Annotated in this window: 34 protein-coding genes; 33 read left to right on the top strand and 1 reads right to left on the bottom strand. The window is 41.4% G+C overall.

Annotated elements, in window-relative coordinates:
- Positions 1-22 precede the first annotated feature (22 nt).
- Positions 23-2,092: an ATP-dependent DNA helicase RecG gene (recG, locus tag ED557_07525; GenBank protein ID RNC83627.1), complete on the bottom strand. Its 2,070-nt coding sequence runs from the start codon at positions 2,090-2,092 to the stop codon at positions 23-25.
- A 190-nt stretch (positions 2,093-2,282) separates the two neighbouring features.
- On the opposite strand from recG, the gene ED557_07520 reads away from it, so the two are divergent.
- The 33 genes from ED557_07520 to rplQ are packed head-to-tail and all read left to right on the top strand — an operon-like array spanning position 2,283 to position 21,179.
- Positions 2,283-2,657 (top strand): 30S ribosomal protein S12, encoded by a 375-nt coding sequence (locus tag ED557_07520; protein ID RNC83626.1) that lies wholly within the window; start codon positions 2,283-2,285, stop codon positions 2,655-2,657.
- A 26-nt stretch (positions 2,658-2,683) separates the two neighbouring features.
- Positions 2,684-3,151, top strand: a complete 468-nt coding sequence (locus tag ED557_07515) for a 30S ribosomal protein S7 (GenBank protein ID RNC83625.1) — start codon at positions 2,684-2,686, stop codon at positions 3,149-3,151.
- Positions 3,152-3,172: 21 nt separating this feature from the next.
- Entirely contained in the window at positions 3,173-5,314 is a 2,142-nt protein-coding gene (gene fusA / locus ED557_07510; protein RNC83624.1) for an elongation factor G, read from the top strand.
- A 28-nt stretch (positions 5,315-5,342) separates the two neighbouring features.
- A complete protein-coding gene (gene tuf, locus ED557_07505) occupies positions 5,343-6,530 on the top strand; it encodes an elongation factor Tu (GenBank protein RNC83623.1) in 1,188 nt (395 codons plus the stop codon).
- 13 nt (positions 6,531-6,543) lie between these two features.
- Positions 6,544-6,855, top strand: a complete 312-nt coding sequence (locus ED557_07500) for a 30S ribosomal protein S10 (GenBank protein ID RNC83622.1) — start codon at positions 6,544-6,546, stop codon at positions 6,853-6,855.
- Positions 6,856-6,874: 19 nt separating this feature from the next.
- Positions 6,875-7,513 (top strand): 50S ribosomal protein L3, encoded by a 639-nt coding sequence (locus tag ED557_07495; protein ID RNC83621.1) that lies wholly within the window; start codon positions 6,875-6,877, stop codon positions 7,511-7,513.
- A gap of 2 nt (positions 7,514-7,515) precedes the next feature.
- On the top strand, positions 7,516-8,166 hold the full coding sequence (locus ED557_07490) for a 50S ribosomal protein L4 (protein RNC83620.1): 651 nt from the start codon (positions 7,516-7,518) through the stop codon (positions 8,164-8,166).
- Positions 8,163-8,453, top strand: a complete 291-nt coding sequence (locus ED557_07485) for a 50S ribosomal protein L23 (GenBank protein ID RNC83619.1) — start codon at positions 8,163-8,165, stop codon at positions 8,451-8,453. The genes ED557_07490 and ED557_07485 overlap by 4 nt, the downstream gene beginning before the upstream one ends.
- A 12-nt stretch (positions 8,454-8,465) precedes the next feature.
- The gene (locus ED557_07480) at positions 8,466-9,296 is read left to right on the top strand and encodes a 50S ribosomal protein L2 (GenBank protein RNC83618.1); all 831 of its coding nucleotides are present in this window, start codon (positions 8,466-8,468) and stop codon (positions 9,294-9,296) included.
- A gap of 11 nt (positions 9,297-9,307) precedes the next feature.
- On the top strand, positions 9,308-9,577 hold the full coding sequence (locus ED557_07475; GenBank protein ID RNC83617.1) for a 30S ribosomal protein S19: 270 nt from the start codon (positions 9,308-9,310) through the stop codon (positions 9,575-9,577).
- Positions 9,578-9,587: 10 nt separating this feature from the next.
- The gene (locus ED557_07470) at positions 9,588-9,965 is read left to right on the top strand and encodes a 50S ribosomal protein L22 (GenBank protein ID RNC83616.1); all 378 of its coding nucleotides are present in this window, start codon (positions 9,588-9,590) and stop codon (positions 9,963-9,965) included.
- A 12-nt stretch (positions 9,966-9,977) separates the two neighbouring features.
- Entirely contained in the window at positions 9,978-10,739 is a 762-nt protein-coding gene (locus tag ED557_07465) for a 30S ribosomal protein S3 (GenBank protein ID RNC83615.1), read from the top strand.
- Positions 10,740-10,749: 10 nt separating this feature from the next.
- Positions 10,750-11,169 carry a 50S ribosomal protein L16 gene (locus tag ED557_07460; GenBank protein ID RNC83614.1) on the top strand — a complete coding sequence of 140 codons (420 nt, stop codon included), beginning with the start codon at positions 10,750-10,752 and terminating at the stop codon, positions 11,167-11,169.
- A 10-nt stretch (positions 11,170-11,179) separates the two neighbouring features.
- A complete protein-coding gene (locus ED557_07455; GenBank protein RNC83613.1) occupies positions 11,180-11,377 on the top strand; it encodes a 50S ribosomal protein L29 in 198 nt (65 codons plus the stop codon).
- Between the two features lie 17 nt (positions 11,378-11,394).
- Positions 11,395-11,670, top strand: coding sequence for a 30S ribosomal protein S17 (locus ED557_07450; protein ID RNC83612.1), 276 nt, complete (start codon positions 11,395-11,397; stop codon positions 11,668-11,670).
- A gap of 19 nt (positions 11,671-11,689) precedes the next feature.
- A complete protein-coding gene (locus ED557_07445; protein ID RNC83611.1) occupies positions 11,690-12,058 on the top strand; it encodes a 50S ribosomal protein L14 in 369 nt (122 codons plus the stop codon).
- Between the two features lie 13 nt (positions 12,059-12,071).
- The gene (locus tag ED557_07440; GenBank protein ID RNC83610.1) at positions 12,072-12,452 is read left to right on the top strand and encodes a 50S ribosomal protein L24; all 381 of its coding nucleotides are present in this window, start codon (positions 12,072-12,074) and stop codon (positions 12,450-12,452) included.
- Positions 12,453-12,464: 12 nt separating this feature from the next.
- Positions 12,465-13,016 carry a 50S ribosomal protein L5 gene (locus ED557_07435; protein ID RNC83609.1) on the top strand — a complete coding sequence of 184 codons (552 nt, stop codon included), beginning with the start codon at positions 12,465-12,467 and terminating at the stop codon, positions 13,014-13,016.
- A 14-nt stretch (positions 13,017-13,030) separates the two neighbouring features.
- A complete protein-coding gene (locus ED557_07430; protein ID RNC83608.1) occupies positions 13,031-13,300 on the top strand; it encodes a 30S ribosomal protein S14 in 270 nt (89 codons plus the stop codon).
- Between the two features lie 6 nt (positions 13,301-13,306).
- Positions 13,307-13,699, top strand: a complete 393-nt coding sequence (locus ED557_07425) for a 30S ribosomal protein S8 (protein ID RNC83607.1) — start codon at positions 13,307-13,309, stop codon at positions 13,697-13,699.
- A 15-nt stretch (positions 13,700-13,714) separates the two neighbouring features.
- Positions 13,715-14,269: a 50S ribosomal protein L6 gene (locus ED557_07420; GenBank protein RNC83606.1), complete on the top strand. Its 555-nt coding sequence runs from the start codon at positions 13,715-13,717 to the stop codon at positions 14,267-14,269.
- A 10-nt stretch (positions 14,270-14,279) separates the two neighbouring features.
- Positions 14,280-14,615, top strand: coding sequence for a 50S ribosomal protein L18 (locus ED557_07415; protein ID RNC83605.1), 336 nt, complete (start codon positions 14,280-14,282; stop codon positions 14,613-14,615).
- A gap of 17 nt (positions 14,616-14,632) precedes the next feature.
- Positions 14,633-15,157, top strand: a complete 525-nt coding sequence (locus ED557_07410; GenBank protein ID RNC83604.1) for a 30S ribosomal protein S5 — start codon at positions 14,633-14,635, stop codon at positions 15,155-15,157.
- A gap of 21 nt (positions 15,158-15,178) precedes the next feature.
- On the top strand, positions 15,179-15,631 hold the full coding sequence (locus tag ED557_07405) for a 50S ribosomal protein L15 (protein ID RNC83603.1): 453 nt from the start codon (positions 15,179-15,181) through the stop codon (positions 15,629-15,631).
- 16 nt (positions 15,632-15,647) lie between these two features.
- Positions 15,648-16,961: a preprotein translocase subunit SecY gene (gene secY / locus ED557_07400; protein ID RNC83602.1), complete on the top strand. Its 1,314-nt coding sequence runs from the start codon at positions 15,648-15,650 to the stop codon at positions 16,959-16,961.
- A gap of 2 nt (positions 16,962-16,963) precedes the next feature.
- Entirely contained in the window at positions 16,964-17,773 is an 810-nt protein-coding gene (gene map, locus ED557_07395) for a type I methionyl aminopeptidase (GenBank protein ID RNC83601.1), read from the top strand.
- Entirely contained in the window at positions 17,766-17,984 is a 219-nt protein-coding gene (locus ED557_07390) for a translation initiation factor IF-1 (GenBank protein RNC83600.1), read from the top strand. The genes map and ED557_07390 overlap by 8 nt, the downstream gene beginning before the upstream one ends.
- Before the next feature lie 11 nt (positions 17,985-17,995).
- Positions 17,996-18,112 (top strand): 50S ribosomal protein L36, encoded by a 117-nt coding sequence (locus tag ED557_07385; protein ID RNC83599.1) that lies wholly within the window; start codon positions 17,996-17,998, stop codon positions 18,110-18,112.
- 14 nt (positions 18,113-18,126) lie between these two features.
- Positions 18,127-18,504 (top strand): 30S ribosomal protein S13, encoded by a 378-nt coding sequence (locus tag ED557_07380; GenBank protein ID RNC83598.1) that lies wholly within the window; start codon positions 18,127-18,129, stop codon positions 18,502-18,504.
- Between the two features lie 19 nt (positions 18,505-18,523).
- On the top strand, positions 18,524-18,931 hold the full coding sequence (locus ED557_07375) for a 30S ribosomal protein S11 (protein RNC83597.1): 408 nt from the start codon (positions 18,524-18,526) through the stop codon (positions 18,929-18,931).
- A 19-nt stretch (positions 18,932-18,950) separates the two neighbouring features.
- The gene (locus ED557_07370) at positions 18,951-19,556 is read left to right on the top strand and encodes a 30S ribosomal protein S4 (protein RNC83596.1); all 606 of its coding nucleotides are present in this window, start codon (positions 18,951-18,953) and stop codon (positions 19,554-19,556) included.
- 23 nt (positions 19,557-19,579) lie between these two features.
- A complete protein-coding gene (locus ED557_07365) occupies positions 19,580-20,551 on the top strand; it encodes a DNA-directed RNA polymerase subunit alpha (protein RNC83595.1) in 972 nt (323 codons plus the stop codon).
- A 16-nt stretch (positions 20,552-20,567) separates the two neighbouring features.
- A complete protein-coding gene (gene rplQ, locus ED557_07360) occupies positions 20,568-21,179 on the top strand; it encodes a 50S ribosomal protein L17 (protein ID RNC83594.1) in 612 nt (203 codons plus the stop codon).
- Positions 21,180-21,477: the final 298 nt, after the last annotated feature.

The raw sequence follows: 21,477 nt of genomic DNA, 5'->3' as shown, positions 1-21,477 counted from the left end.
GTATTTATAAAATCAAATTATTTTATCCCATTCCATAAAAAGAAGCCTTTTCAGCAAAATAAGGTTCGAATATTTTTTTGAGAGGTTGATGGTCAGGGTGGGTTAGTTCGGAATCTTGTTCTATAAGATCTCTAGCTTTTTCTTTAGCCTGGGCAAGGATGAATTGATCGCCCACTATATCAGCTACTTTAAAATCAGGTAAGCCACTTTGTTTGGTTCCAAGAAAATCACCCGGACCTCGAAGCTTTAGGTCTGCTTCCGCAATTTTAAAACCATCATTGGTTTCTTCCATGGTTTTGAGTCGGAAGGCACCTGCTTTGCTCACTTTCACATCTGGCATGAGTATACAATAACTTTGCCGCTCACCCCGGCCAATCCTTCCTCTCAATTGATGAAGCTGAGAAAGCCCAAAACGTTCAGCATGTTCTATAATCATTACAGAAGCATTAGGTACATCAACCCCTACTTCAATCACAGTGGTTGAAACCAAAATCTGAAGTTTGTTAGCGATAAATGATTTCATGACCTCATCTTTTTCATCCGAACTCATTTGCCCATGCAAAAGCCCCACGTTGAAATCAGCAAACCTTGCTTTCAGTTTTTCATATCCCGCAGTCGCATCTTTTAAATCTAGTGCTTCGGATTCTTCAATCAATGGATAGATGACATATACCTGTCCGCCTGTATCAACTTCTGATTTCACAAAGGAATAGACATTTTCTCTTTTCTTCTCTCCACGAATAGCAGTCCTAACTGGTTTTCTGCCCGATGGGAGTCCTTTTATAATAGAGATATCCAGATCGGCATACACCGTCATTGCCAATGATCGCGGTATGGGAGTGGCACTCATTACTAATATATGAGGATGCTCTCCTTTATTTAATAGCTCTGCCCGTTGCTTTACTCCAAATCGGTGTTGCTCATCTATCACAGCCAAACCAAGCTTGTGAAACTTTACTTCTTTCTGGATAACCGCATGGGTACCAACTACAATTTGGCAGCTTCCTCTTTCAATATCCGTAAGTACATCTCGGCGTAATGCGGTCTTTTGACCTCCTACCAATAATCGAATATTAATATCCAAATCTTTTAACTGGCTTGATAAAGTCTGGAAATGTTGTTCGGCCAAAATTTCAGTAGGAGCTATGAACGTTGCCTGATAGCCATTATCCAATGCCATCAATAATGCCCCAATGGCAACAATTGTTTTACCGGCGCCTACATCTCCCTGGATAAGCCTGTTCATCTGCCTCCCTGATCGTACATCTTTTTTGATATCAGCCAGGGCAGATTTCTGACCATCTGTTAAATCGAAAGGGAGTAGCTCTTTAAAATAAGTAGAGGTATAATTTCCAAGATTGCTCAATACATGACCTCGTTCTCTTTCTTTTATAGTGTGATGGATTTTCTCCATACTCAATTCAAAAAGAAAGAGCTCTTCAAACTTAAACCGATCAAGGGCTTTTTTATGATCCGAATGGCTATTCGGGAAATGGATCATTTGAAAGGCTTCTTTACGAAGGGGGTGGTTCATCTCCTTAAGCATACTTTGCGGTAAAAACTCATTCAAAGTAGTTTCGCTTAACATGGACTGGATCCATTTTCTAATGAGTACACTGGTAATACGTGCTTTGCTTAGTTCTTTATTTCCCGGATAAATGGGAACAATTTTGGAAAAAGCCTCCAGGTCTCCTTCCTCAGCTAATTTGTCAACTTCGGGATGAGCCATGGTGATAGTTTTACCATATCTCTTTGCTTGTCCAAAAAAAGCTACAACCTCTCCTTCCTTAAATGCCTTTTTGAAATAAGAAGCCCCTCTGAACCAAACCCCTTTAACAACTCCTGTTCGGTCATAAATAGAAATCTCGAGTCGCTTCTTTCTGCCAAACCCAACTTCTTCTATAGAAGTGATTTTCCCGGTAACGGTAACCTCTTCATTTGCTCCTCTTAGTTGCTTGATTGGCTGCACATTCGTCCGGTCTAAATAGCGGTACGGGAAATAATACAATAAATCAGCGGCGGACCTAATGCCCGACTTAGATAAAGCCTCGAGCCTTTTTGTTGATAAACCGGGTAAAGTTGAAAGATTCAATTGATATAATGATATATATCTATAAAAAAATTATTGAGTAAATTTAGCTGCTTTTAGCACTAGTTTTCTAGAGATTAGGCAAGATTAAGGAATAAGTGGAATTATTGGTGATAAATTTTTTGCACAAAATTCTAAACATCCCGATATTTGCAAGCTCTCGATTTGATGGCAATAACCAAATTTTTGAACAGTGCCAACTATACAACAACTTATTAGAAAAGGTAGAAAAAGTAAGGTTCGGAAAACAACCGCTCCGGCAATGCAGAATTGTCCGCAGAAGCGTGGTGTTTGTACCCGGGTTTACACTACCACTCCGAAGAAGCCGAACTCAGCACTTCGTAAAGTAGCTCGTGTTCGTTTAACAAATGGAATTGAAGTTACCGCCTATATCCCTGGTGAGGGCCACAACCTGCAAGAGCATAGTATTGTTCTTATTCGTGGAGGAAGGGTAAAGGATTTACCGGGTGTTCGATACCACATCATTCGTGGTACACTTGATACTGCTGGTGTTGAGGGTAGAACACAGAGCCGAAGTTTATACGGTACTAAACGACCTAAAGGGTAACCATTAAGAATTTAAACTAGTCGAGCATGCGTAGAAGAAAAGCAGAAAAAAGAGACGTGCAACCAGATCCGATTTTTTCGGACAAAATGATTACCCGTTTTGTGAACAACCTGATGAAAGACGGGAAGAAAAATGTTGCTCGTAAAATTGTTTATCAGGCATTCGAACTGATCGAAGAAAGAACAGGAGAAACAGGTATTGATGTTTTCCGTTCTGCACTTCAGAATTCAACTCCAGTAGTTGAGGTTAAGTCTCGCCGAGTTGGTGGGGCTACTTACCAGGTGCCTGTTGAAGTGAGACAAGAGCGTGGTACTGCCTTAGGAATGAGGTGGTTAATCAAAGCGGCGCGATCAAGAAATGATAAATCAATGTCGCTTCGTCTTTCCAGAGAGCTTATCGATGCTTCTAAGAATGAAGGTGGAGCTGTTCGTAAGAAAGATGAGACTCACCGTATGGCTGAGGCAAACAAAGCATTCGCACATTTTAGATTTTAAAAAACACTATTCATCACAAACATGTCTGAAGTTAAAACTGCAATGGATCCTAAAGTTCTCGACACAATGCGCAAAACGCGTAACATCGGGATTATGGCGCACATTGATGCCGGTAAAACCACTGTTACCGAGCGTATCCTTTTCTATACTGGTAGAAGTCATAGAATTGGTGAAGTGCATGATGGCGCTGCTACTATGGACTGGATGGAGCAGGAGCAGGAGCGTGGTATTACTATCACTTCTGCAGCTACTCACTGTATTTGGAAAGATCACCGCATCAATATTATTGATACTCCTGGTCACGTGGACTTTACCGTAGAGGTAGAGCGTTCTCTTCGTGTATTAGACGGTGCAGTATTTGTACTTTGCTCTGTAGGTGCTGTTCAGCCTCAGTCTGAAACTGTATGGAGACAGGCTACCAAGTACATGGTTCCTTGTATGGCTTTCGTGAACAAGATGGATCGTACTGGAGCTGACTTCTATAATGTAGTATCTCAGCTTGATGAAAAATTGAATGCAAATCCTATTCCTATCCAAATTCCAATCGGAAGAGAGGAGAACTTTAAAGGAGTAGTTGATTTGATCACCATGCAAGGTATTGTTTGGGATGAAGCTTCTCTTGGAGCAAAATATGATGTAATTGACATCCCAGAAGATATGGTTGAAAGCGTGAACGACTACCGTGTTCAAATGCTTGAAGCTATTGCTGACCATGATGAGACCCTGATGGAAAAATACCTCATGGAAGAGGAGATTTCTGAAGAAGAAATTATTGATGCGATCAGAAAGGCAACTATTGCAAAAGACATTACTCCAGTAATGTGTGGTACTGCTCTTAAGAACAAAGGTGTTCAGGCAATGCTTGATCGCGTTCTTGATTTCATGCCTTCTCCACTTGATGTTGAAGCTGTTAAGGGTATCGATCCAAAAACCGAAGAAGAAGTTACAAGAGAGGCTGACCCAAATGGTCCTTTCTCTGCATTAGCTTTCAAGATCATGACGGATCCTTATGTAGGTAAGTTAACATTTGCTCGAGTGTACTCTGGTAAACTTGACAAAGGATCTTACATCTTAAACTCTTCTACTGGTAAGAAAGAGCGTGTTGGTCGTCTACTTGAGATGCATGCCAATGACAAGAAAGATGTAGAATTTGCCCAGGCAGGTGATATTGTAGCTGTCGTAGGTGTTAAAGAAGTGTACACTGGTGATACGTTCTGTGATCTGGACAGTCCAGTTATCCTTGAGCAAATCACTTTCCCAGAGCCGGTAATTAAGCTTGCTGTTGAGCCTAAGACAAAAGCTGACAGCGACAAGCTTTCAACTGGTCTTCAAAAACTAGCTGAAGAAGATCCGACATTTAAAGTTTCTACTGATGAAGAAACTGGTCAGACTACAATTGCTGGTATGGGTGAGCTTCACCTTGAGATCATTGTTGATCGATTGAAAAGAGAATTTAAAGTAGAAGCTAACGTAGGTGCTCCTCAGGTATCTTACCGTGAAACCATTTCTGCTAATGTTACTCATCGTGAGACTTACAAGAAGCAAACTGGTGGCCGTGGTAAGTTCGCTGATATCCAGTTTGAGATTGCTCCTATGGGGTACTTCGATAATTACGAAGGTAAGAAGGATCGTGTGAGTCAGCACGAAGGCTTCGTATTCATTAATGAAATTGTAGGTGGTAATATTCCTCGTGAATTTATCCCATCTGTTGAAAAAGGATTCCTTGCGGCTTTGGAAAATGGTATCCAGGCCAACTATGGAGTTCAAAATATTGGTGTAAGACTATTTGATGGTTCTTACCACGATGTTGACTCTGACCAGTTAAGCTTCGAATTAGCAGCAAAGTCTGGTTTCCGTGAGTCAGCAAAAAAAGCCAAGCCGGTAATGCTTGAGCCTGTAATGAAGGTAGAAGTAACCACTCCGGAAGAGTACATGGGTGATGTTATTGGTGACTTGAACAGTCGTCGTGGAATTATCCAGAGCATGAACTCTGATCCTAATGGCTCAGTAGTAAAAGCAAATGTTCCTCTTTCTGAGATGTTCGGATACTCTACTGACCTTCGATCTTTGACTCAAGGGCGTGCAGTATACTCTATGGAATTTGAAGAGTACACGCAGGTACCTGATAAGATTGCTCAGGAAATTATTGAAAGCCAGGCATAAGAAATTTAAACGATAAACTAGTTAGAATATGGCAAAAGAGACCTTTCAACGCACCAAGCCCCACGTGAATGTGGGCACCATTGGTCACGTAGATCACGGCAAGACGACCTTGACGGCGGCGATCACGACGGTAATGGCGAAGACTTATGGGGGAGAAGCCCAGGCCTTCGATCAGATTGACAACGCTCCGGAGGAAAGAGAGCGTGGGATTACCATTGCGACGGCGCACGTGGAGTATGAGTCTGAAGCACGTCACTACGCGCACGTAGACTGCCCGGGCCACGCCGACTATGTGAAGAACATGGTAACGGGTGCGGCTCAGATGGACGGTGCTATTTTAGTAGTAGCGGCTACCGATGGCCCGATGCCACAGACCCGCGAGCACATCTTGTTGGCTCGTCAGGTAGGGGTGCCTCAAATCGTAGTGTTCATGAACAAGGTAGACTTGGTGGACGACGAGGAGCTGCTTGAGTTGGTAGAACTGGAAGTACGTGAGCTGCTATCTAGCTATGAGTTTGATGGCGATGATATTCCTGTGATCCAGGGATCTGCGTTAGGTGCTCTTAACGGCGAAGCGCAGTGGGAAGAGAAGATTGTGGAGCTTATCCAGGCAGTGGATACCACCATCCCTACTCCAGAGCGTGATGTAGACAAGCCATTCCTAATGCCAGTAGAAGACGTGTTCTCAATCACTGGTCGTGGAACTGTGGCAACAGGCCGTATTGAGCGTGGAATCTTGAAGCTTAACGACGAGATCGAGATTGTAGGGATCGTTGAAGAGCCGTTAAAGAGTGTAGTGACTGGTATTGAGATGTTCCGTAGACTGCTTGACCAGGGTCAGGCGGGCGACAACGCGGGGATCCTGCTTCGAGGTATTGCCAAGGAAGACATCCAGCGTGGAATGGTGCTTTGTAAGCCAGGCTCAATTACTCCCCACAAGAAGTTTGAGTGTGAGGTGTACGTGTTGAGCAAAGACGAAGGTGGGCGTCACACGCCGTTCTTCAAGGGCTACCGTCCACAGTTTTATTTCCGTACCACGGATGTAACGGGAGCATGTGAGCTGCCGAGTGGCGTGGAGATGGTGATGCCTGGCGACAATGTGAAGTTGTCGGTAGAATTGATTCAGCCGGTGGCGATGGAAGAAGGGCTACGTTTTGCGATCCGTGAGGGTGGGCGAACCGTAGGAGCCGGTGTGGTAACTAAAATCTTAGATTAAGGAGTTCTGATCCGTGGCAACACAACAAAAAATCAGAATCAAGCTAAAGTCATACGATCATAATTTGATTGACAAATCAGCTGAGAAGATTATTCAGACTGTAAAATCAACTGGTGCTGTGGTTTCTGGTCCAATTCCATTACCAACAAGAAAAAGCATTATCACTGTAAATAAATCGGTGTTTGTTGATAAGAAGTCTCGTGAGCAGTTCGAATACAGAGCTCACAAAAGACTTATTGATATTCTGTCTACTGGTTCACAAACCGTAGATGCTCTAATGAAGCTGGAATTACCTTCTGGCGTTGACGTAGAAATTAAAGTTTAACGAAAGGATCAAGAACACAATGCGTGGTTTGATTGGAAAAAAAGTTGGGATGACAAGTGTCTTCGACGAAATCGGTCGCAGTATTCCTGTAACTGTTGTTGAAGTTCCAACCGCTGTTATTACCCAAATCAAAACAGAAGAAAAGGATGGCTACAATGCTGTTCAGGTTTCTAGTTTTGAACGAAAAGAAAAAAATATTTCAAAAGCTGTAAAAGGCCACCTTGCTAAAGCAGGAACTTCAGGAAAAGCGGTAGTAAAAGAATTCCGTGATTACCTACCAGAAGGACTTGTAGAAGGTAATGAGCTTAAGGTTGAAGACGTGTTTTCTGTAGGAGACATCGTTGATGTGGCCGGTACTTCAAAAGGTCGTGGATTCTCTGGGGTAATCAAGCGCCATAACTTTAGCGGAGTTGGGGATGAGACTCATGGTCAGCATAACCGACTAAGAGCTCCTGGTTCTATTGGTGGTGCTTCTGACCCTGCACGTGTATTCAAAGGAATGCGAATGGCAGGTCAACATGGTAATACTCGTGTGAAAGTAAAGAACCTGAGTGTTGCTAAGATTCTTCCAGAATCAAGCCTCATACTAGTTACAGGAAGTATTCCTGGTCCTAAAGGCAGCTACGTTGAAATCCTCAACAAATCAGCTGAGGCGTAAGAATGAAATTAGATATATATAAAATAGACGGAACCAAGGCGAGCAAAAAAGCAGATCTTAATGATGCAATCTTTGCTATTGAGCCTAATGAAGTTGTTATGTACGAAGACGTTCGTCGCCATATGGCTAATAAGCGTCAGGGTACTCACAGCACAAAAGAGCGTTCAGAAATTACTGGTAGTACAAAGAAATTATATCGACAAAAAGGTACTGGTAATGCTCGCCGTGGAAGCATCAAGTCTCCTCTTCTTAGAAAAGGGGGTACTGTATTTGGTCCTAAGCCTCGTGACTACAGCTTCAAGTTAAACAAGAAAGTCATTCGTTTAGCTAGAAAATCAGCGTTATCGGTGAAAGCTGCTAATGAAGCTATTACTATTGTAAAGGACTTCACTTTTGAAGCTCCAAAAACCAAGCAAGTAAATACAATGCTTGCGGCTTTCCAGGCAGAAGGGAAAAAAGTGCTTCTACTTACTGCTGAAAATGACAAGAACGTATACTTATCAGCTAGAAACATTCCTGGTGTAATGGTATTGGAAGCAAACATGCCTAATACATATCAGATCCTGAACGCTGATGTAATTATGATCCAGGAAAGTGCGATTGCTGTTCTTGAGAACTCAATCGAATCCAAGAATGAAGAGGTAGCAGCATGAGCATTTTAATCAGACCTGTTATTACTGAAAAATTGAGCCGTCTTTCTGAGACGGAAAATAAGTTCACTTTTGAAGTAGCAAAAAAAGCTACCAAGCCGGAAATCAAAGAGGCTATCGAGTCTCACTACCCTGGCGTTAAAGTAGCTAAAGTGAACACATTGATCATGCCTTCCAAGCCTAAAGGAAGATATACTCGTAGTGGTTTCCAGGCAGGTAGAACTGCTACATGGAAGAAGGCGATTGTGACAATTAAAGAAGGTGAAATCGATTTCTTTAGCGAAATCTAAGATTAGAGATACATGGCAACAAGGAAATTAAAACCTATTACTCCCGGTACCCGACACAGAATAGCTCCTGTGTTTGATGACGTTACTACTGATAAGCCGGTAAAATCTCTTACCGTTGGTATTGGTAAATCAGGTGGTCGTAACCATCACGGACGTAAAACTTCTCGTCATAGAGGAGGAGGACACAAGCGCCGTTACAGGGTAATCGATTTCAAAAGAAACAAATTTGATATCCCGGCTAAAGTTCAAACAATTGAGTACGATCCAAACCGTACTGCAAGAATTGCTCTTTTAGCTTATGCGGATGGTGAGAAAAGATACATTATCGCTCCTAATGGATTAAAAGTTGGTGATACTGTGATCTCTGGTTCGAAGGTATCTCCGGATTTAGGGAATGCTCTTGAATTAAGACATATGCCTCCTGGTACATTCATTCATAATATTGAGCTTGAACCAGGTCGTGGAGCGATTCTTTGCCGAAGCGCTGGGACTGTAGCTCAGTTGTTAGGTAAGCAAGAAAAGTATGTAAGTGTAAAGCTTCCATCTGGTGAAGTGAGATTAATCCTGGGACGTTGCATTGCAACTGTTGGTACTACCAGCAATCCGGATCATATGAACACTACCATTGGTAAGGCAGGAAGAAGCCGTTGGTTAGGTCGTCGTCCACAAACTCGTGGTGTTGCGATGAATCCGGTAGATCACCCAATGGGTGGTGGTGAAGGTAAAGCTTCTGGTGGACATCCACGTTCTCCATGGGGTCAAATGGCTAAAGGTAAAAAGACCCGAGACCGTAAGAAGCTATCGAATAAATACATCATCAGAAGAAGAAACGCTAAGAAATAAGAATAGAAAGTATGCCACGCTCATTAAAAAAAGGGCCTTTTGTTCATTACAAGCTTCAACGAAAAATTGATGAGGCTAATGAAAGCGGAAGCAAAAAAGTGATCAAAACCTGGTCTAGAAGTTCCCTGATAACTCCTGATTTTATCGGGCTAACACTAGCTGTACATAACGGCAAGCAGTTCATTCCGGTATTTGTAACAGAAAACATGGTAGGTCACAAACTTGGTGAATTTGCACCAACTCGAACTTTCCGTGGGCATCCAATGAAAAAAGCTAAATAAGGTAGAGTAAATGGATACTCCAGTATTTGAGGCAAGAGCCATACAACGACATTTAAGAAGAGCCCCTCGTAAAGTGAGGTTAGTAGCCGATGCTGTACGTGGTGCTCAGGTGGATAAAGCTTTGAAAAGGCTTGAATTCACTAAAAAAGGTTCAGCAGCTGAGGTAGCAAAAGTAATTAAGTCGGCTGCAGCAAACCTGAGAGATAAATTTCAGGAAGAGCGTTTTGATGATGAAGATTTATACATCAAAACCATCTATGTAAATGAAGGCGTAACCCTTAAGAGAATTCAACCTGCACCGCAGGGAAGGGCTCACCGCATAAACAAGCGTTCTTGCCATATCACTGTGGTGGTTGCAAAACGTGAAGTAGAAATGGCAAACGATTAAACGAGCAATACCTTGGGACAAAAAACAAATCCAATTGGTTTTAGACTAGGAATTATTCGCGGTTGGGATTCTAACTGGTACTCAGAAGACAACCAGCCTGCATTAGTGCTTGAAGACACTAAGCTTCGCGAATATCTACAAACCCGTTTAAGAAACGGTGGGCTTTCGAACGTAGTGATCGAGCGTACCCCGAAGAGAATCCTTCTTACTCTTAGAACAAGCCGTCCTGGTGTAATTATCGGGAAAGGTGGTGAGCAGATCGAATTACTCCGCGAAGAGTTAAAGAAAATCACAAGCAAAGAAGTACAAATTAATGTGAGTGAAATTAAGAGACCTGAGCTTGATGCAAGTTTGGTTGCTCAAAATATTGCTCAGCAACTTCAAGCTCGTGTTTCCTTTAGAAGAGCAATGAAAACCGCCATTGCTTCTGCCATGAGAATGGGAGCAAAAGGAATTAAAGTTTCATGCGCTGGTCGTCTTGGCGGTGCTGAGATGGCGAGAACAGAACAATACAAAGAAGGCCAGATTCCCCTTCATACACTTAGAGCAGATATTGATTATTCAGTTGCTACTTCTAATACCATTTATGGAGCTATTGGAGTAAGTGTTTGGATCTACAAAGGAGAGATTATTGGAGATGTTGACTTGACTCCTGGAGCTCAAAGTAAACAAGAAGCTGATTCTTCTCGAGGTAGAAGAGGCGGCGACAAAGGCGATCGCAGAAATAACAGACGCCGACGAAACAGAAACCGTGCGAACAATAACAACGGATAGGTAAGTAACGATGTTAGAACCAAAAAGAGTAAAACGACGTCGAGTACATCGCGATAAACTTAAAGGCAATTCCAACAGAGGTCATCTCATCAATTTTGGTGATTTTGCTTTAAAGGCATTGGAGCCTAAGTTCATCACTTCTCGACAAATTGAAGCATGTCGTATCGCAATCGCACGTTCTCTTCAACGTGATGGTCAGACATTCATCAGAATTTTTCCTGACCGACCAATGACCAGTAAGCCTGCTGAAACTCGAATGGGTAAAGGTAAGGGTGCTTTGGATCACTGGGTAGCTGTGGTAAAACCAGGCCGCATCATGTTTGAAATCGCCGGAGTATCTGAAGACAGGGCTCGCGAAGCGATGAGAAGAGCTGCTCACAAACTTCCAATCAAAACTAAATTCGTCGTTCGTAGAGACCTGAACGGATAAGGAGGAAGAAATGAAAGCACACGAATTAAGAGATTTATCAACTACAGAATTAGAAACCAGAGTAAAGGATGAGCAGTCTGCTCTTCAAAATCTTCGTTTTTCTAAATCTGTTACCGGGCAGCTCGAAAACCCTGCTCGTATTAAAAGTCACAGACGTGAGATTGCACGTTTGAAAACCATTTTGAACGAAAAAAGAAGTGCTGAGTAATCAGCAGGATTTTGACTATGGCAGAAAACGCACAGAATATTGAAAGAGCACAACGCCGTGAAAGAACCGGCCGGGTAGTAAGCGATAAGATGGAGAAAAGTATCACCATCGCTGTTGATCGTCAGGTGAAGCACCCTATTTATGGGAAATTCATCACAAAAACTACCAAGTACATGGCTCACGACGAAAACAACGAAGCAGGTATCGGTGATACTGTTCGAATCATGTCAACCCGCCCGCTTTCCAAAAGAAAGTCTTGGAGATTGGTTGAAATCGTTGAAAAAGCTAAATAAGTAAGAGGTTTAGAAAGCGATGGTTCAAACTCAAACAATTTTAAACACAGCTGACAACAGCGGAGCAAAAAAAATCATGTGTATCAAAGTTCTTGGTGATTCAAGAAGAAGATATGCCAGAGTAGGTGATATAATTTCTGCTTCAGTGAAAACTGCACTCCCGGGTGGTAATGTTAAAAAGGGTGATGTTGTTAAAGCTGTTATAGTGAGAACGAAAAAAGAATTCAGGCGAAAAGACGGAAGCTATATCCGTTTTGATGAAAACGCCGCAGTAGTTATTAACAAAGATCAGGAACCGGTAGGAACACGTATTTTTGGACCTGTAGCTCGCGAACTTCGTGAGAAGAGTTACATGAAGATTGTGTCCCTAGCTCCGGAAGTACTTTAAAAGGATTAGAGTAATGCCACGCAGGTTCAATACACAACGAAAATTACACGTTAAAAAAGGCGATACAGTTGCCCTAACTAAGGCGATTACCAGCTCAAAAGGTCAACCTTCTCGTGATAAGGGTTACCAGGCAAGAGTATTAATGGTTTTCCCGGATCAGGAAAGGGTACTTGTTGAAGGTGTTAACATCAGAACACACCACGAAAAGCCTTCTCAAGAAAATCAACAAGGTGGAAGAATCCATAAAGAAGCCCCTATTCACATTTCAAATGTGATGGTAGTGGATCCTTCAACTGGAGAGCCATCAAGAATTGGTCGCAAGCGACTTGAAGAAAACGGTAAAGGCCGTTGGGTTCGCTATGCAAAGACCAGTGGTGAAATCATAGACAAATAATTGTAGATAACAATGGCAGAAGCAAGACTATATACATTTTATAAAGAAGAGATTGCTCCTAAGCTTAAGGAAGAGTTTGCCTATGAGAATGTGATGGCTATTCCTAAGCTCCAGAAGATTGTGCTTAATGTGGGATCCGGAGAAGCGATTCAAGACAAGAAATCATTAGATACTATTGTTGCAAATATGGCTCTGATTACTGGCCAACAGCCAGTAACCACTAAAGCAAAAAAATCTATCTCTAACTTTAAGTTAAGAGAAGGAATGCCAATCGGATGTAAGGTGACTCTAAGAGGTCGTATCATGTACGAATTCCTTGATAGATTCATTAACCTGGCATTACCTAGAACTCGTGACTTTCAAGGTATTCCTGACAGGAGTTTTGACGGGCGTGGTAACTACACAATGGGTGTAAAAGAGCATACCATTTTCCCTGAAATTGATACTGATAAAGTTACAAAGCTGCATGGTATGGACATTACGTTTGTAACCACTGCAGAAACTGATGAAGAGTCTTTAGCATTGCTAAAACACTTCGGAATGCCATTTAAAAGAAGAAATTAATACGAAATTCCATTATGGCTAAAAAATCCTGGATAGCAAGAAACGAGAAAAGAAAAAGAACAGTAGAGAAATTCGCTGAAAAGCGGGCTGCTTTAAAAGAGGCTGGTGATTATGAAGCCTTACAAAAGCTCCCTAGAAATGCGAGCCCTACTCGTGTAAGAAACCGGTGCAGTATTACTGGCCGTAGTAGAGGATACATTGGGAGATATGGTATTTCTCGAATCAAGTTCCGTGAATTAGCTTCGGATGGAAAAATCCCTGGCGTAAGAAAAGCAAGTTGGTAAACTGAAATGAACGATCCGATAGCAGATTTTTTAACTCGAATTAGAAATGCGCAAACTGCAGGCCACAGAAAAGTGGATGTTCCTGCATCTAAATTAAAGCGCGCAATGGCTAAGATCCTTGTAGATAAAGGATACATCTCTAAGTTCATCGATATTGAAGATGGTAAGCAAGGCGTAATCAGGATGTTCCTGAAATATGATTCGTATGGTTTACCTGTAATCCGTGACCTTACAAGATTTTCTAAGCCTGGATTAAGAAAGTATAGCGGAGCGGCTGAAGTGCCACGCGCTCAAAACGGCCTTGGAGTGGTAATTCTATCTACTTCGAAAGGTGTAATGACTGATAAAGAAGCTCGCAAACTTAATGTTGGCGGCGAAGTACTTTGTACCGTTTATTAAAAAGAGTATTAAACTATGTCTCGTATAGGAAAATTACCCGTTGCCCTTCCCGATAAAGTTGAACTAAGCATTAGCGCTGACAACATTATCACTGTAAAAGGGGATAAAGGCGAAAACAGTCTTCAGGTTCATCCAAATATCACTGTTGAAAAAAGTGAAAACACTATAGTTGTAAAGAGAAGCTCTGAGCAAAAATCAGATCGTGCACTTCACGGTCTTTACCGTTCTCTTATCAATAATATGGTAGTTGGAGTTACCGAAGGGTACACTAAAAAACTAGAAATCATTGGCGTGGGTTTCAGAGCTGCTATGAGCGGTGATGTACTTGAACTAAACCTTGGTTATTCTCACCCGATCTTCTTCGTACCGCCTCAAGGGATTAAAATTGAAGTAGATACCAAATCCAGCAAAAACCCAATTCTTATCATTTCAGGTATCGATAAGGAGTTGGTTGGTCAGGTTTCTGCAAAGATTCGCTCATTCCGTAAGCCTGAACCATATAAAGGAAAAGGTATCCGGTATGTTGGTGAGCAGATTAGACGTAAAGCAGGTAAATCAGCGGCTAAATAAGGACTAAGAAATGAATAAGAATCAGAAAAAAACTGAACGCAGGAATAAAATCAGAGCTCGGATCCGTGCTACTGTAAAAGGTACTGCTGAAAGGCCACGGTTAAGCGTTTACAAAAGTAACAAGTTTACTTACCTGCAACTAATTGATGATGCAGCTGGAGTTACTCTTGCATCAAACAAAGCTGAAGCTGGTGTTGAAAAAGCAAAACAGGCTGGAACTGAACTGGCAAAAGCAGCTCAAGACAAAGGTATTAACACTATCGTATTTGATAGAGGCGGATACCAATATCATGGAATTATCAAAGCGGCTGCCGAAGGTGCCCGTGAAGGTGGATTAGACTTTTAAAAGAACTGGACTAAGTAATGCCTAAAGTAAGAAGAAAACAATCTATCCCAGCAGCAAACCTAAATTTAGAGGAGAAGCTGGTTCACGTTAACCGTGTAGCAAAAGTAGTAAAAGGTGGTCGTCGATTTAGCTTTAATGCCATTGTTGTAGTAGGAGATGGTAATGGAGTTGTAGGTCATGGTCTTGGTAAAGCGAACGAGGTTTCTGACGCTATCCAAAAAGGCTTTGACAACGCAAAAAAGAATTTGATCAGAATTCCACTTACTGCAAGTAAAAGCATCTACCATCCTGTGGTTGGAAAAGCAGGAGCAGGAAAAGTATTATTACGTCCGGCATCAGAAGGTACTGGTGTAATTGCTGGTGGTGCCGTAAAAAACTTGCTCGATGTAGCTGGTGTTCACAATATTCTTTCAAAGTCTCAAGGTTCTTCTAACCCTCATAACATGGTGAAGGCTGCATTTCAGGCATTAAAAGAATTAACTGACCCTGTAGAAGTAGCGCAGAGAAGAGGCGTTTCTCTTAATAAAGTATTCGAAGGTTAATACCGATAACATATTTGAACTATGGATTTAACTAATTTAAAAGCACCGGCTCCAAATAAGAAAAACTCGAAAAGAGTTGGGCGTGGTGAAGGTTCTGGTAAAGGACAGGAATCAGGTCGTGGTATGAATGGTCAAAAGTCCAGATCAGGTTATTCAAGAAGAGCCTGGTTCGAAGGTGGTCAGATGCCCCTACAACGACGTATTCCAAAATTCGGTTTTAAGAATCCGAACCGTGTTGAATACCGACCTATTAATCTTAGAACAATCAGCGAGTATATTGAAGCAGGGAAGCTTGAAGCTACTATTACTATAGTTGATTTAGTTGGAGCTGGTTTAGCTCATAACAAGGATCTTGTAAAAGTTCTTGGAACCGGAGAGTTCAAGGACAAAATCGAAATTGAAGTACATGCTGCCAGCAAAGCTGCTATTGAAAAAGTAGAAAAAGCAGGCGGAACCGTAACCATCATTAAATAATCGGAACTAGCGACGAATGAGTCTGATAGAAAATTTCCGCAACATCTTTAAAATCGAGGACCTGAAAAACAGGATTCTATACACAGTAGGAATCTTGATGGTCTACAGGGTAGGAAGTTATATCACGTTACCAGGAGTAGATCCTGGTGCACTTCTAGACTCTACTGGAAGTGGAGCAAACAGCCTTCTGGGCTTGTTTGATATGTTTGTGGGAGGGGCTTTCTCTCGTGCGGGTGTATTTGCGCTTGGTATTATGCCATACATTACCGCTTCTATCATCATTCAGTTAATGGGGGCTGTAGTACCTTATTTCCAAAAGCTTCAACGTGAAGGTGAAGAAGGGAGAAGGAAGATTACGCGTCTAACCCGATATGGTACAGTTGGTATTACCGCACTTCAGGCTGTTGCATTTTCTATAAACCTGATTGCGACAGCTCCTGGAGCAATTATTGTAAGTCCTGTGGCATTCACAATTACTTCCATTATTGTATTAACAGCAGGTACTGCATTTGTAATGTGGTTAGGTGAGCGAATTACTGATCGAGGGATTGGGAATGGTATTTCGCTAATTATCATGATTGGTATTATTGCAGTACTACCTGCAAACCTTATTAATGAGGTTACAACCAAGAGTAATGCAATTATCGTATTAATTGAGATTGCTGTGCTGGTCCTCATTATTGCAGCTGTAGTCTTACTTACTCAAGGAACCAGAAAGATTCCTGTACAGTATGCAAAGCGAGTGGTTGGAAGAAAAGTATATGGTGGAACGACTCAATATTTACCACTTCGTGTAAATGCAGCAGGTGTAATGCCTATTATTTTTGCACAGTCAATCATGTTCATTCCTAGCACAGTTGGATCGTTTTTCCCAGAGAATGAAACTGTCCAATTATTAACAGCATGGTCGGTTGACTACTCCGGTTTCTTATACTCGGTAGTATTCTTCTTTATCTGTGTGTTTTTCACATTTTTCTATACGGCTATCGCCATCAATCCAAAGGAAATGGCTGATACCATGAAAAGACAAGGTGGTTTTATTCCGGGTGTTCGCCCAGGTAAATCTACCGTAGAGTTCATTGATAATATTTTGACAAAAATTACCCTTCCGGGTTCACTATTTCTTTCTTTTGTAGCGATTCTTCCTGCAATCGTAATCAACTTTGGAGTTACTCCAGGATTTGCTCTCTTCTATGGGGGTACAAGTCTGTTGATTATAGTTGGTGTTGCGTTAGATACTCTGCAACAGATTGAGAGCCATTTGATGATGCGTCATTATGATGGTTTCATGAAAACAGGAAAGATCAAAGGGCGAAGCCGCAGGGCTTAACAATGATCTACCTTAAAAGTGAATCCGAAATCGACAAGATGCGTGAAAGCGCGCAACTTGTTTCCAGAACACTTGGCCAGGTTGGTAAGTACATTGAGCCAGGAGTTACCACTGGAAAGCTTGATCGGATTGCGGAGGATTATATAAAGGCAAATAATGCCAGGCCAGCTTTCAAAGGTTATGGCCCTAGTAATAATCCATTTCCAGGTACGCTTTGTATTTCAGTAAATGAAGAAGTTGTACATGGAATTCCGGGAGATCGCGTGCTTAACGAAGGAGATGTAGTCTCTGTTGACTGTGGAGTAGAAAAAGATGGTTACTTCGGTGATCACGCGTTTACTTTTGCGGTTGGAGATTGTGATGATGAGGTACTGAATTTATTGCGTACTACTCTTGAATCACTCTATCTCGGGATTGAGCATGCAGTACATGGTAATAGGATGGGAGATATAGGAAGTTCCATCCAGAGCCATTGCGAGAAAGAAGGGTTTGGAGTTGTAAAGGATTTAGTTGGGCACGGATTAGGAAAATCATTACATGAAGATCCATCAGTTCCCAATTACGGAAGAAAAGGAAAAGGGGAGCGCCTGCGTTCAGGTATGACCCTTGCGATTGAGCCCATGATAAATATGGGTTCGTGGAAAGTAAAAACGTTGAAAGATGGTTGGACGGTAGTAACGGCCGATGGTAAAGTTTCTGCTCACTTCGAACATGATATTGTAGTGAGGGAAGGAAGTGCTGAAATTCTCAGTACTTTTGACTATATTGCCGAGCTGTCGAAAAATCAAGATAATGTAATTCAATATGGCTAAACAAGAGCCGATCAAACAGGATGGTGAAATCTTAGAAGCACTTCCAAATGCACAATTCAGAGTGCAGCTGGAAAATGGGCATGAATTACTTGCTCATGTTTCTGGAAAGATGAGGATGTACTACATCAAAATTCTTCCCGGAGATAAAGTAGCTGTTGAGATGTCTCCTTACGATTTGAGTAAAGGACGAATTACCTATCGATACAAATAACTACTGTAGACATGAAAACAAGATCTTCGGTTAAAAAAAGAAGCTCAGACGACAAGATTGTAAGACGAAAAGGTCGTTTGTATGTAATCAATAAGAAAAACCCTCGCCACAAGCAGCGACAGGGATAATTGCATAAGTATATATGGCACGAATCGCAGGAATTGATTTACCAAAACAAAAAAGAGGGCTAATAGGCCTTACTTATATACATGGGATTGGGCGTTCTCAGTCTCATAATATTCTATCATCACTTGAGATTGATGAGAACATTAAAGTACAGGATTGGACTGATGAGCAAGTGAGTGCTATCCGTACGATGATTGATGAAGAATATAAAGTGGAAGGTGCTCTACGAAGTGAAGTGAATGGAAACATTCGTCGACTTATAGAGATCGGCAGTTATAGAGGAGTAAGGCATCGTAAAGGGCTTCCTGTTCGAGGTCAAAGAACTCAGACAAACGCGCGTACTCGTAAGGGTAAAAAGCGAACCGTTGCCAATAAGAAGAAAGCTACTAAGTAATTTTAATTGACAAGTAATTATGGCTAAGAAGCAAGCAAGCTCAGCTGCAGCAGCTAAAAGAAAAAAGAAAAAGCAGGTTAGTGATCCTAATGGGATGGCTTTTGTAAAGGCTACTTTCAATAATGTGATTGTTACCATTACAGATGCTAACGGAAATGTACTTTCCTGGTCTTCTGCTGGTAAAGAAGGATTTAAAGGCTCAAGAAAAAATACACCGTATGCAGCTCAGCTAAGTGCTGAAACTGCTGCCAGAGCTGCCCATGATATGGGGCTAAGAAAAGTGGAAGTATTTGTAAAAGGACCTGGTTCTGGTAGAGAAGCAGCTGTTCGGGCAATGGCAAATGTTGGATTAGAGATCTCTTCTATTGTAGACAAGACTCCAATCCCGCATAACGGATGTCGCCCACCAAAAAGAAGAAGAGTTTAATTAGTTATTGTAATAACACATGGCAAGATATAGAGGACCAAAACAGAAAAAGGCTAGAAGGTTTAAAGAACCAATTTTTGGAGCTAGTAAAGCTCTTGAAAGAAAGCCTTATGGCCCAGGTCAGCATGGCCGATCAAGATTCCAAAGAAAATCAGAATACGCTGTTCAACTAGAAGAAAAGCAAAAGGCAAAATACACATACGGACTTTTAGAGAAGCAATTCCGTAATCTGTATGAAGCAGCAAGTGCAAAGGATGGTGTAACTGGTGAGGTATTGCTTCAGTCTCTGGAATCAAGATTAGATAATACTGTATTCAGAATGGGATTCACGAAAACTCGTCGTCAGGCGAGACAGCTTGTTTCACATAAGCACATTGTAGTAAATGGTAGTACAGTGAATATTCCTTCATATGCAGTGAAGCCTGGTGATATTATTTCACTTCGTCCAAAATCAAGAAACCTTGAGTTGGTGCAGGATTCATTGAGCAGTGCTCCTCGCAATAAATACAAGTGGGTTGAAGTAGATGCTAAATCAACTTCCGGGAAATTCCTTTATGAGCCCACAATGGAAGAGATTCCAGAAAACATCAATGTTCAGCTTATTGTTGAGCTTTATTCTAAGTAATTTTAAAAGTTTACCGTATCACTATGAGTAACTATAGTATTCAAATGCCAGAAAGCCTCGATGTTGTTAAAGATGATGACAACTTCGGTACATTTGTTCTTCAACCACTAGAGAGAGGATTTGGTGTTACGATCGGAAATTCATTTCGAAGAGTACTTCTTTCTTCTCTTCCGGGTATTGCTATCAATGCTGTAAAAATTAATGGCGTTGATCATGAGTATTCCAGTATTAAAGGAGTAAAGGAAGATGTTTATGAAATCATCTTAAACTTCAAGCAAGTACGCTTCAAGCAAGTTGAGCAAAGCGGTGGAGTAATTCACATAAGCAAGAAAGGTAGTGGCACACTTACTGCAGGTGACATTGATAATGCTACTGCTGAGTACGAAGTACTAAACACTGACCATGTAATAGCTAATCTTGCTGATGATGCTGAGCTCGAGATCGAACTTCGTGTAGGTCGTGGAAGAGGATATGTTCCTGCAGAGGAAATTTCTTTTGATGAAGAAGATGTAAACCTTATTGCTATCGATGCAATCTATACTCCTATCAAGTCTGTAAAGTTCAATGTAGAGAACGTTCGTGTTGGGCAAAGAACTGACTACGAAAAGCTTGTAATGGATGTTGAAACTGATGGCTCAGTAAATGCTAAAGAAGCATTAACGCTTGCTGGTAAAATTCTTAAAGAGCACATTGAGAAGTTCATCACTGAGAAGATTGAAGAACCATTCACTCAGGAAGAGGAAGAAGTAGATGCTGAGAAGCAAAGAATTGCCAACCTACTCCGAACAAGTATTGAAGACTTGAACTTGAGTGTTCGTGCATACAACTGCTTGAAATCTGCAAACATCAATTCAATTGGTGAACTAGTTGCAAGAGATGAGCAAGACCTATTGAAATTCAGAAACTTTGGAAAGAAATCTCTTACCGAGCTGATTGAAGTAATTGAAGAAAAGAATCTTCAATTTGGTATGGATGTATCCAAGTATTTAGACTAAGAAAGGAAATTAAATCATGCGCCACAAAGTAAAAGGTAGAAAACTAAGCCGTACCGCTGCTCATAGAAGAGCAACGATGAGGGCATTAGCAACTGCTCTTGTTAGAGAGCACCGAATTGTTACTACCGTAGCTAAAGCGAAAGAACTTCGTAGATTTATTGAGCCATTAATAACGCGAGCTAAAGAAGATAATCACCTAAACAGGAAAGAAGTTTTTTCTAGTCTTCAGGATAAAGAAACAGTAAAAGCTTTATTTGCTGAAGTAGGTCCAAAGGCGAAAGATCGACCAGGTGGTTATACCCGGGTAATCAAAATCGGATTCAGGCAAGGCGATGGAGCCGAAATGGCTGTGATTGAGTTAGTAGATTTCAATGACATTCAGCCCGAAGGTAAAACTACCAAGAAAAAGAGAACTCGAAGAACTAAGAAATCGAATGCACCAGAGGCAGCTACTGAAGCAGCAACCGCTGAGGCTACAGAAACAGTTGTTGAAGAGGAAATAGAAGCTGTAGCAGCGGAAGAAGAGGTTGCTAGCGAAGAAAGTTCTGAAGAAGTAACTGCAGAAAATGAGTCTGTTGAAGAAGAAACTTCAGAAGCTGATACGGAAGAGGAAGGAGAAAAAAAGTAATCCTCTAAACCCTTTTAAAAAAGAAGTGCAACGATAGAGTTTCACTTCTTTTTTTATGCTCCAAAGTTTAGGGCAAAAAAAGTAGAAAAAAGTTCAGATAGTTATTGACATCTGATGGATTTATCCCGTATCTTTGGAATCTGTCTTGGAAATTATTTGATGTCTAAGGCATTGTTCCTTGAAATAATGTAGAAGCAAAAAACAGATTGTTTGTGCGAGCTTTATATAAGCTCTGAAATTCTTTTGAATGAGGAGAGCGTAGGGTCGGCTCACAGAGTATAAATTTTTATTACAATGG

Source organism: Balneola sp. (assembly GCA_003712055.1).
Lineage (GTDB): Bacteria > Bacteroidota > Rhodothermia > Balneolales > Balneolaceae > RHLJ01.
The sequence above is the reverse complement of the archived record's forward strand: the minus strand, read 5'-3'. Positions and strand labels throughout refer to the sequence as shown.

Coding starts and splice junctions, on each gene's coding strand:
- ED557_07515 (RNC83625.1), top strand. CDS start 2,684: ATGCGTAGAAGAAAAGCAGAAAAAAGAGACGTGCAACCAGATCCGATT.
- fusA (RNC83624.1), top strand. CDS start 3,173: ATGTCTGAAGTTAAAACTGCAATGGATCCTAAAGTTCTCGACACAATG.
- tuf (RNC83623.1), top strand. CDS start 5,343: ATGGCAAAAGAGACCTTTCAACGCACCAAGCCCCACGTGAATGTGGGC.
- ED557_07495 (RNC83621.1), top strand. CDS start 6,875: ATGCGTGGTTTGATTGGAAAAAAAGTTGGGATGACAAGTGTCTTCGAC.
- ED557_07490 (RNC83620.1), top strand. CDS start 7,516: ATGAAATTAGATATATATAAAATAGACGGAACCAAGGCGAGCAAAAAA.
- ED557_07485 (RNC83619.1), top strand. CDS start 8,163: ATGAGCATTTTAATCAGACCTGTTATTACTGAAAAATTGAGCCGTCTT.
- ED557_07480 (RNC83618.1), top strand. CDS start 8,466: ATGGCAACAAGGAAATTAAAACCTATTACTCCCGGTACCCGACACAGA.
- ED557_07475 (RNC83617.1), top strand. CDS start 9,308: ATGCCACGCTCATTAAAAAAAGGGCCTTTTGTTCATTACAAGCTTCAA.
- ED557_07470 (RNC83616.1), top strand. CDS start 9,588: ATGGATACTCCAGTATTTGAGGCAAGAGCCATACAACGACATTTAAGA.
- ED557_07460 (RNC83614.1), top strand. CDS start 10,750: ATGTTAGAACCAAAAAGAGTAAAACGACGTCGAGTACATCGCGATAAA.
- ED557_07455 (RNC83613.1), top strand. CDS start 11,180: ATGAAAGCACACGAATTAAGAGATTTATCAACTACAGAATTAGAAACC.
- ED557_07450 (RNC83612.1), top strand. CDS start 11,395: ATGGCAGAAAACGCACAGAATATTGAAAGAGCACAACGCCGTGAAAGA.
- ED557_07445 (RNC83611.1), top strand. CDS start 11,690: ATGGTTCAAACTCAAACAATTTTAAACACAGCTGACAACAGCGGAGCA.
- ED557_07440 (RNC83610.1), top strand. CDS start 12,072: ATGCCACGCAGGTTCAATACACAACGAAAATTACACGTTAAAAAAGGC.
- ED557_07435 (RNC83609.1), top strand. CDS start 12,465: ATGGCAGAAGCAAGACTATATACATTTTATAAAGAAGAGATTGCTCCT.
- ED557_07430 (RNC83608.1), top strand. CDS start 13,031: ATGGCTAAAAAATCCTGGATAGCAAGAAACGAGAAAAGAAAAAGAACA.
- ED557_07425 (RNC83607.1), top strand. CDS start 13,307: ATGAACGATCCGATAGCAGATTTTTTAACTCGAATTAGAAATGCGCAA.
- ED557_07420 (RNC83606.1), top strand. CDS start 13,715: ATGTCTCGTATAGGAAAATTACCCGTTGCCCTTCCCGATAAAGTTGAA.
- ED557_07415 (RNC83605.1), top strand. CDS start 14,280: ATGAATAAGAATCAGAAAAAAACTGAACGCAGGAATAAAATCAGAGCT.
- ED557_07410 (RNC83604.1), top strand. CDS start 14,633: ATGCCTAAAGTAAGAAGAAAACAATCTATCCCAGCAGCAAACCTAAAT.
- ED557_07405 (RNC83603.1), top strand. CDS start 15,179: ATGGATTTAACTAATTTAAAAGCACCGGCTCCAAATAAGAAAAACTCG.
- secY (RNC83602.1), top strand. CDS start 15,648: ATGAGTCTGATAGAAAATTTCCGCAACATCTTTAAAATCGAGGACCTG.
- map (RNC83601.1), top strand. CDS start 16,964: ATGATCTACCTTAAAAGTGAATCCGAAATCGACAAGATGCGTGAAAGC.
- ED557_07390 (RNC83600.1), top strand. CDS start 17,766: ATGGCTAAACAAGAGCCGATCAAACAGGATGGTGAAATCTTAGAAGCA.
- ED557_07385 (RNC83599.1), top strand. CDS start 17,996: ATGAAAACAAGATCTTCGGTTAAAAAAAGAAGCTCAGACGACAAGATT.
- ED557_07380 (RNC83598.1), top strand. CDS start 18,127: ATGGCACGAATCGCAGGAATTGATTTACCAAAACAAAAAAGAGGGCTA.
- ED557_07375 (RNC83597.1), top strand. CDS start 18,524: ATGGCTAAGAAGCAAGCAAGCTCAGCTGCAGCAGCTAAAAGAAAAAAG.
- ED557_07370 (RNC83596.1), top strand. CDS start 18,951: ATGGCAAGATATAGAGGACCAAAACAGAAAAAGGCTAGAAGGTTTAAA.
- ED557_07365 (RNC83595.1), top strand. CDS start 19,580: ATGAGTAACTATAGTATTCAAATGCCAGAAAGCCTCGATGTTGTTAAA.
- rplQ (RNC83594.1), top strand. CDS start 20,568: ATGCGCCACAAAGTAAAAGGTAGAAAACTAAGCCGTACCGCTGCTCAT.